This window comes from uncultured Anaerococcus sp., from assembly GCF_963510575.1.
Lineage (GTDB): Bacteria > Bacillota > Clostridia > Tissierellales > Peptoniphilaceae > Anaerococcus.
Genome location: NZ_CAUPFR010000082.1, coordinates 1 through 7326, shown reverse-complemented (window position 1 = coordinate 7326; position 7326 = coordinate 1). Strand labels below are relative to the sequence as shown.

Genomic DNA, 7326 nt, shown 5'->3' with positions numbered 1-7326 from the left:
TTATAGCCTTGGCAGAGTAAAGTAAGATACAATCAGCTTTTTCACCATCCCTGCCAGCACGACCCGCCTCTTGGTAGTAGGATTCCATATCCTTAGGCATATTGTAATGGATAACAAAACTTACATTTGACTTATCAATTCCCATACCAAAGGCATTTGTAGCTACAACCAGGTCTTTCTTGTCGAAAATAAAGTCTTCTTGGGCTTTTTTTCTCTCTTTTTCACTTAGACCTGCGTGGTATTTAGTTACGCTAAATCCCATTGCCTTAAGGTTTCTTTCAAGTTTATCTACCCTATTTCTGGTAGAAGCGTATATGATTCCAGATTTATCTTGGTTTTCCTCCAAATAATTTTTTAAAAATTTCAACTTATCTTTTGGTTTTCTCACCATGAATTTTAGGTTTGGCCTATCAAAGCCTGTTACCTTTACATAGGGATTTTTTAGTGACAAATTATTTATTATGTCTTCCCTAACTTCTTTAGTGGCTGTGGCTGTAAAGGCTGCTATTTGCACATCCGATCCGATTATATTATAAAGGTCAGCTATCAATTTGTAAGAGGGTCTAAAATCGTGACCCCATTGGGAAATACAATGGGCTTCGTCAACTGCCACAAAAGAGAGTTTGATTTCCCTTAAAAAGTCCCTAAAAAACTCATTATCGAGCCTTTCTGGCGAAATATAGAGGAGTTTAATCTTGCCCTTTCTTACATCATTTAGAGTATCGATATAGGTCTCATAATCCTGGCTAGAATTGATAAAGCAAGCCATTATACCGTCTTCCCTTAGGGCATCGACTTGGTCTTTCATAAGGGATATTAGAGGAGAAACCACCAAAGTTAATCCATCTTTCATGAGGGCAGGCAGTTGGTAGCAAATAGACTTGCCACCACCTGTTGGTAGGACTCCCAAGACGTCCCTGCCCTCTAGGATGTTCCCTATGATTTCTCTTTGCCCCTTCCTAAAGGAATCAAAAACAAATTATTTTATTAAATTGCTTGTAATTTTATCTTTAATATCATCTAAAAAAAATAAATAAGACCTAGGACCTAATTATTTTCTTCCTCTTTTGAATTTTCTTCTGAATCTCGATTCTTCTCTAAATCATTATTTTCTTCAGATTCTAGATTTTCTTCTGCTTGTCGTTTTTTTCCTGAATCTTTTTTTCTTTTCTTCTTTTTGCGTTTTTTGTTTTCTTTTTCAGTCCTATCGATATTCTTTTCTAGGGCGTTATCTTCATCATTTTTAATCTTGCTGTCCTTTGTGAGGTACTCTTCGTTTTCGATTTTAGCACCCTCGCCCCTATTAAAAACAATATCTCCGATTTTTGTCCTTAGGTCAATATTATTTCTCGCCTTGTTATCAGAAAGATAGCCGTCTTTAATATTCCTATAAGAAATATTTCCAAGTACAAAATTACCCACTTCAAGAACTGCATTTATATTATAATTATCAATAGTATCCTTAGCACCTATTAGGATATCACCTGTAGATGTTGAAAAATCTAACCTATTGCCCAATTTAGAGTCCTTAACTATAATATCACCAGTAACTGTAGACAGTTTTGTATTTGATATTTCACTTTTGTCTAGGTTTATAGACCCAGACTCATTTCTAATAGAACCTTGGAAAAATCCATTGTTAAGACTGATATTTCCACTCATTATCTTTAAGTCAAAATTTTTAACCTCAAGGTCATCTATCTTTACATCGCCAGCGCTTATTGTTCCCTTTATCTCCTCAATGCCACCTTCTGATGGAAGGAATATCCTCACTATCGGAATTTTATCCTTCATGTAAAGTTGTTTGCCAGTAACCTTGCTTTTTAGCTTTAAAACACCATCCTCAAAGCTTACGTCAAGTTTATAGGAATGGTCTTCTCCCCTAAAAAGCTCGGTATATTCAATGTAAGGGTTGGTATTAGAACGTTGAATCCTTACATCTGAAGATCCCAGGTCAAAGTCAATTGACTTAATCTTGTTTAAATCAACCCTCATTATACGGGACTGGTTGTAGGAGTTTTCGTCAATTTGACTGGTTGTAGCTGAATTTTGAATTGACGCATTCTTTTTCGAAGAAATTTTAAATATAATCAAAAATAGTAAAATTACGCCAATTATTCCAAAAATCAAATACTTCTTATTTATATTTTCTAAAAGCTTTAGAGGATTAATCTTTTTAGGAATTTCTTGCTCTTTATTTTCATTTTTATCTTCAATTAGCTCTTCGTCAATCTTAATTTTTTTATCGTCCACTCTTGCCACCACCTAATTTTTCTAAAATTAATAATCCTGATGTTAGGAAAAATAACCACTTGATATAAAATAAAGTCTTGTCCTTATTCATAAAAATACCAAAAACTTTTTCTAGAAACTTAGAAGTTATTTCTCCCTGTATTAAATATTGTATCACAAAAAATAAAGTAAATACATTCACACATGCAATTATTAGGTAAAAAATATTTTTACTTATGACTAGTCCGTTAAATTTAATATAAAAACTAAGTCCAAGAAGAAAAATAGAAATCACTGCTAGGAGGATTGTCATATCAGCTTCTTTTACTACGAAAACTGAAAATATACAAAATATCAATATTACAAGAGCCTTAAGCTCCTTAATTATATCTATTACTATCAATATTCTACCTCCCATAAGTATAGGCCAACCGGACTTAGGGCTGGATTCGCTCTGGTTTTTGACTCTGGGTCAAAATAAGCTTTAAAATCATCAAGGCTAATCTTGCCCCTTGCAAGTTCTATTAGACTTCCAGTCATAATCCTCACCTGGTTATGGAGGAAAGACTCTGCCTTAAAGAAAATTTCTAACCTATTTTCTTTCTTATTAAAATAAGAGTCGTCAATTCTTCTATGAGTATTAATTTCTATATCTTTATCTTCTTTCATAAAGAGCCTAAAATCATGGTCTCCCTTTAAAATTTCAAGGCCTTCGCCTAACTTATTGTAGTCAAGCTTATAGGTAATATTTTCCATATATGACCTATATATGGGGTGGGGATTTTTTTCCTGATTGATAACATACTTGTAGGTTTTTGACTTGCAAGAAAACCTAGCATGAAAATCAAGACCCACCTCTTTTGAAGAGAGGGCTAAAATATCATCTGGCAAGTAAGGCTGGATATGAAAGGCAAAGCCTCTTGGACTAACCTTGCTGGCTGTGAGAAAATTTACATAAAATGTTTTGGCATGGACTCCTGCATCTGTCCTCCCACAGGCAATAATCCTATTATCTTCGCCTGTTACCGCCATAATTGCTTTTTTTATTTCTTCTTCAACTGTTCTTTGATCTATTTGATACTGGTAACCCTTAAAGTCCCTACCATCAAATGCTAGTTTTACCAATACATTTCTTATCATAGGAAATATAAAACAATTATTACAACACAAAAGATTGTGAAACTGATTAGGCAAATCCAATCTGATTTGTGCATATAAATCTCATTAAGTTTTGTTCTTTCTTCACCAATCCTATAAAGTCTTGCTTCCATGGCAGTTGCGAGGTCGCCTGACCTTTTTAGGGCATTTATAAAAAGTGGCACCAAAAGAGGAATCATAGATACTGCCCTGTCTATAACATTGCCTGATTCAAAATCAGCTCCCCTTGCCATTTGTGCCATCTTTATCTTGTTTGCCTCATTAAAAAGAGTTGGGATGAACCTTAAAGATATGGAAATCATCATGGCTAGTTCTCCTGCAGGAAAACCAATTCTCTTTAGGGGCGAAAATAGCTTTTCTAGGCCGTAAGTTAGTTCCATTGGGCTTGTGGTGTAGGTTAAAACTGATGTTGAAAGGATAATTAAAACTAATCTTAGGATTGTAAAGGCTGTCCTAAAAATACCTTCTTCTGTTATAGAAAACTTCCATATGGAAAAAATTTCCCTACCAGGAGTTGTAATTAAGTTAATTACACCAGTTAGTACTATAATGAAAATCAAAGGCTTTAGGGATTTAATTATTGCCTTAAAGGGAATCTTGGCTATAGACAAGATTGCTATCAAAAGCACTATAAAAGGAATATAAGTAATAAAGTCCTTTACAAAAAATATGGTAATGATATATAAAAATACCCCGATAATTTTGACCCTTGGGTCTAGCTTATGGATAAAACTATCAAAAGGAAGGTATTGACCTATGGTTATGTTAGTCATTTTTTCCTCCTAAGTGCTTGTATAATTCTTCGATTGCAGCATCAACTGTATAAATTTTTTCATTCACATCTGGGTTTTGCTTTTTGTAGGCCCTCATAAATTTAGTTATCTGTGGCACATCAAGGCCTATGGTATCAAGGTCAACAGATGTAAAGGTGTCAAAGGTAGACTTGTCTGAATAGACCTTGCCCCCATTCATAACTATGACCCTGTCAACATATTCTGCCACATCTTCCATGGAGTGACTTACAAGAACAATACTTAGTTCATCGTCATCTTCATAAATTTTCATAAGTTCCTTAAAAATTTCCTCACGTCCAATAGGGTCAAGTCCTGCTGTCAATTCATCTAATACCAAGACTTTTGGATTCATGGACAAGATTCCTGCAACTGCAACCCTTCTTTGTTGGCCACCAGAAATTTCAAAAGGTGAAACATCCTTGTAGGTTTCATAGTCAAGACCAACCTTTTCCATAGCAGCCTTTACTCTTTGGTGGATTTCATCTTCCTTTAGACCCATATTTTTAGGACCAAAGGCTATATCCTTGGCTATGGTTTCTTCAAATAATTGGTTTTCTGGATATTGGAAAACAAGACCAACCTTAAATCTTGCTTGCTTTCTATTGGTCTTATCCTTGGAATTTATCCCATCAATGATAACGTCACCGTTTGTTGGGATTAAAAGTCCATTTAGAAGTTGGACTAGGGTTGATTTTCCAGAACCAGTTTGACCGATGAGGCCTATTATTTCCCTGCTATTTATTTCTAAATTTATATCCTTAAGGGCATAGACCTCGTTGGGTAGGCCCTGGTTATAGATATAGTCAACGTTTTTTATCTCTATTTTCATAAGCTTTCTAAAAACTCCTCGACAGTCAAAGGTAGCCTGTCAAATTTTATGCCTTTTTGGCTTAAGCCATAGGCTACTTCTGTGACTTGGGGAACTGTAAGCCCTAACTCTTTCATCTTTTTAACTTGGGAAAAAACTTCTCTGCTGCTTCCCTCAAGAGCCTTCTTGCCCCTATCTAAAACAACAATTTTATCAGCGAGAACTGCCTCTTCCATATAATGGGTAATGTAAATTATAGTCTTTTTGTAGTCCTTGTTAAGGCTTTGAATTAGACTAATTACATCTTTTCTACCCTGAGGATCAAGCATGGCTGTTGGCTCGTCAAAAATTATATAGTCAGAAAGCATGGCAATTACACCTGCAATTGATACTCTTTGTTTTTGTCCACCTGATAAGTTAGATGGATTTCTATGCTTGTAAGCGCTCATTCCAACAAGTTCTATAGCCTTATCAACCCTCTGCCTTAGTTCAGGATGCTCTACCCTTAAGTTTTCTGGTCCAAAGGCTACTTCTTCCTCAACTGTGGTTGCCACCATCTGGTTGTCAGGATTTTGGAATACCATCGAACATTTTTTCCTAATATCCCATTCACTTCCTTCAGTAGAGCTTGATACGTCATCGACAAGGATTTCTCCCTTAGTCGGTTTTATCTGAGCATTTAAAAGTTTGCCAAGGGTAGACTTGCCAGAGCCATTATGGCCTAAGATAGCGACAAAGTCACCCTTGTTTATATCTATAGATACATCATCAAGGGCTGTTTTGCCCTTACTATCCTCGTCTATACCTGGATAAGTATAGGTTACATTTTTTATCTTAATCATTTTTTATCCTAATAACTCATTGCTGGGCTGTAATTTGTGCTTGATTCATAAACTACTACTGGTGTGCCATGTTGAACATTATCAAAAAGTTTTGTTGCTATAGCTGGTGGTAGGTTTAAGCAACCGTGACTTCCATCTGTAAAGTAAATATTTCCACCAAAACCACCTCTCCAAGGTGCATCATGGAGGCCTTCACCATCCCAACCTATTGGCATCCAGTATTTTACAGGAGTTTCATACCTTGACCCGTCAAAGCCTTCACCCCTTAAGGTCTTATTGCTTGCTTTTTCAAGGATTGACCCTACTCCAACGTTGGTTGCCCACTTAGAAGGATTTGGCAAACCTGAAACTATAGGTGATTCCAAAATAAGCTTACCATCTTGGTAATACCACAAATGTTGGCGTGAAAGGTCTACTTCTACATAGGTAGAGCCCAAATCTGATCCGTCAGCTTCTCTTTTGAGACCAGTTCTTTCGTAAACTGGTTCTACATCTCCAGACATTCTCGCATTTACAAGCTCATAAATCTTATCAATTGTAGCTGGCACATCCAAAACAAATCCATAGACACCAGGATTTACTGTGATTTTTCCAATGCCTGTTGCATTGAAAGTCCTATTTTTGCCATAGGTATTAGTTTCATCGGCAATTTTATCAACGTATTTTGTAATCTTATCATAGTTTAATTCAAAACTACCCTTATCAGTGTCGAACATATCGATAAATTCTTCACCTTGTAGTTTAAAATCAAAGCCATTAAAATTAAAACCAATTTTCAAGTTTTCAATTTTTTTACCATCATCAAGTAAACCGGCAAGTTCTTTTGAATTGTTTGTTACTGTAGGATTTACATAGTCACTATCTTCAAGAACTACTTCTTGCTTATGGCTATATATGGCATCCTTAATCTTTTTTATCAACTTTCCATAGTTAATTTTATTCCCTAAAGATTCAGGGATTATTTTAAAGGAGCCATTTTCATACTTAAGGCTCGCATTTACAGGCTCTTTTACCTTGGTTAACAAGGCTTGACCTTTTAGGTTTTTTTCCAATTTTTCTTCATCGTATTTAACATTATAGTCAAAGTAAAAATCATCATTTGCTATGTTTAAAAAAGCAAGTGGCCATTTCAATGGGTTTTGATCTATAGATGCTGTTTGTGGAATGCTTGCACTGTAGTCTACATCCTTTAAGTCTAAGAGTGCTTTCCTCTTATCCCTGCCTACGATTTCGATTGTAAAAGCTTCTGATGGTTTTCTTAGAGCCTCGTCTTTTGAGGCAAAAGATATATCCCTGCCGTTGACATGGGTATTTGGTAGGGCTATAAAGCTAAATATTACTGTTACTATCAAATAAAGTGCGATTATTACAAGAAATACGAGGGTTAGGGCCCTGGATTTCTTTTTGCTATTTTCTTCTGTTATGACGTCCTCCTCACTCTGGTTTCTTGCCAAAATACTGGTAAAAATCTACCTTTTGACCACCATTGTAT

General features: G+C 35.5%; 7 protein-coding genes and 1 pseudogene. All 8 read right to left on the bottom strand.

Going from position 1 to position 7326, the window contains the following annotated elements:
* Positions 1 to 979: pseudogene (locus RQ907_RS06620) on the bottom strand (RecQ family ATP-dependent DNA helicase); the annotation flags it as partial.
* A 68-nt stretch (positions 980 to 1047) separates the two neighbouring features.
* The gene (locus RQ907_RS06615; RefSeq protein WP_311492589.1) at positions 1048 to 2253 is read right to left on the bottom strand and encodes a DUF4097 family beta strand repeat-containing protein; all 1206 of its coding nucleotides are present in this window, start codon (positions 2251 to 2253) and stop codon (positions 1048 to 1050) included.
* Positions 2243 to 2635, bottom strand: coding sequence for a hypothetical protein (locus RQ907_RS06610; protein WP_311492588.1), 393 nt, complete (start codon positions 2633 to 2635; stop codon positions 2243 to 2245). The genes RQ907_RS06615 and RQ907_RS06610 overlap by 11 nt, the downstream gene beginning before the upstream one ends.
* Positions 2632 to 3357 carry a tRNA pseudouridine(38-40) synthase TruA gene (gene truA, locus RQ907_RS06605; protein ID WP_399522408.1) on the bottom strand — a complete coding sequence of 242 codons (726 nt, stop codon included), beginning with the start codon at positions 3355 to 3357 and terminating at the stop codon, positions 2632 to 2634. Before truA ends, RQ907_RS06610 begins: the two co-directional genes overlap by 4 nt.
* An 11-nt stretch (positions 3358 to 3368) precedes the next feature.
* Complete coding sequence (locus tag RQ907_RS06600; protein ID WP_311492586.1) at positions 3369 to 4163, bottom strand: energy-coupling factor transporter transmembrane component T; 795 nt, start codon at positions 4161 to 4163, stop codon at positions 3369 to 3371.
* Complete coding sequence (locus RQ907_RS06595; protein WP_311492585.1) at positions 4156 to 5013, bottom strand: energy-coupling factor transporter ATPase; 858 nt, start codon at positions 5011 to 5013, stop codon at positions 4156 to 4158. Before RQ907_RS06595 ends, RQ907_RS06600 begins: the two co-directional genes overlap by 8 nt.
* On the bottom strand, positions 5010 to 5834 hold the full coding sequence (locus RQ907_RS06590) for an energy-coupling factor transporter ATPase (protein WP_311492584.1): 825 nt from the start codon (positions 5832 to 5834) through the stop codon (positions 5010 to 5012). Before RQ907_RS06590 ends, RQ907_RS06595 begins: the two co-directional genes overlap by 4 nt.
* An 8-nt stretch (positions 5835 to 5842) precedes the next feature.
* Positions 5843 to 7288: a peptidoglycan binding domain-containing protein gene (locus RQ907_RS06585; RefSeq protein WP_311492583.1), complete on the bottom strand. Its 1446-nt coding sequence runs from the start codon at positions 7286 to 7288 to the stop codon at positions 5843 to 5845.
* Positions 7289 to 7326 lie beyond the last annotated feature (38 nt).

Bases quoted from the DNA above. Each gene is read 5' to 3' on its own strand.
- RQ907_RS06600 (WP_311492586.1), bottom strand. From the start codon at position 4,163: ATGACTAACATAACCATAGGTCAATACCTTCCTTTTGATAGTTTTATC.
- RQ907_RS06595 (WP_311492585.1), bottom strand. From the start codon at position 5,013: ATGAAAATAGAGATAAAAAACGTTGACTATATCTATAACCAGGGCCTA.
- RQ907_RS06590 (WP_311492584.1), bottom strand. From the start codon at position 5,834: ATGATTAAGATAAAAAATGTAACCTATACTTATCCAGGTATAGACGAG.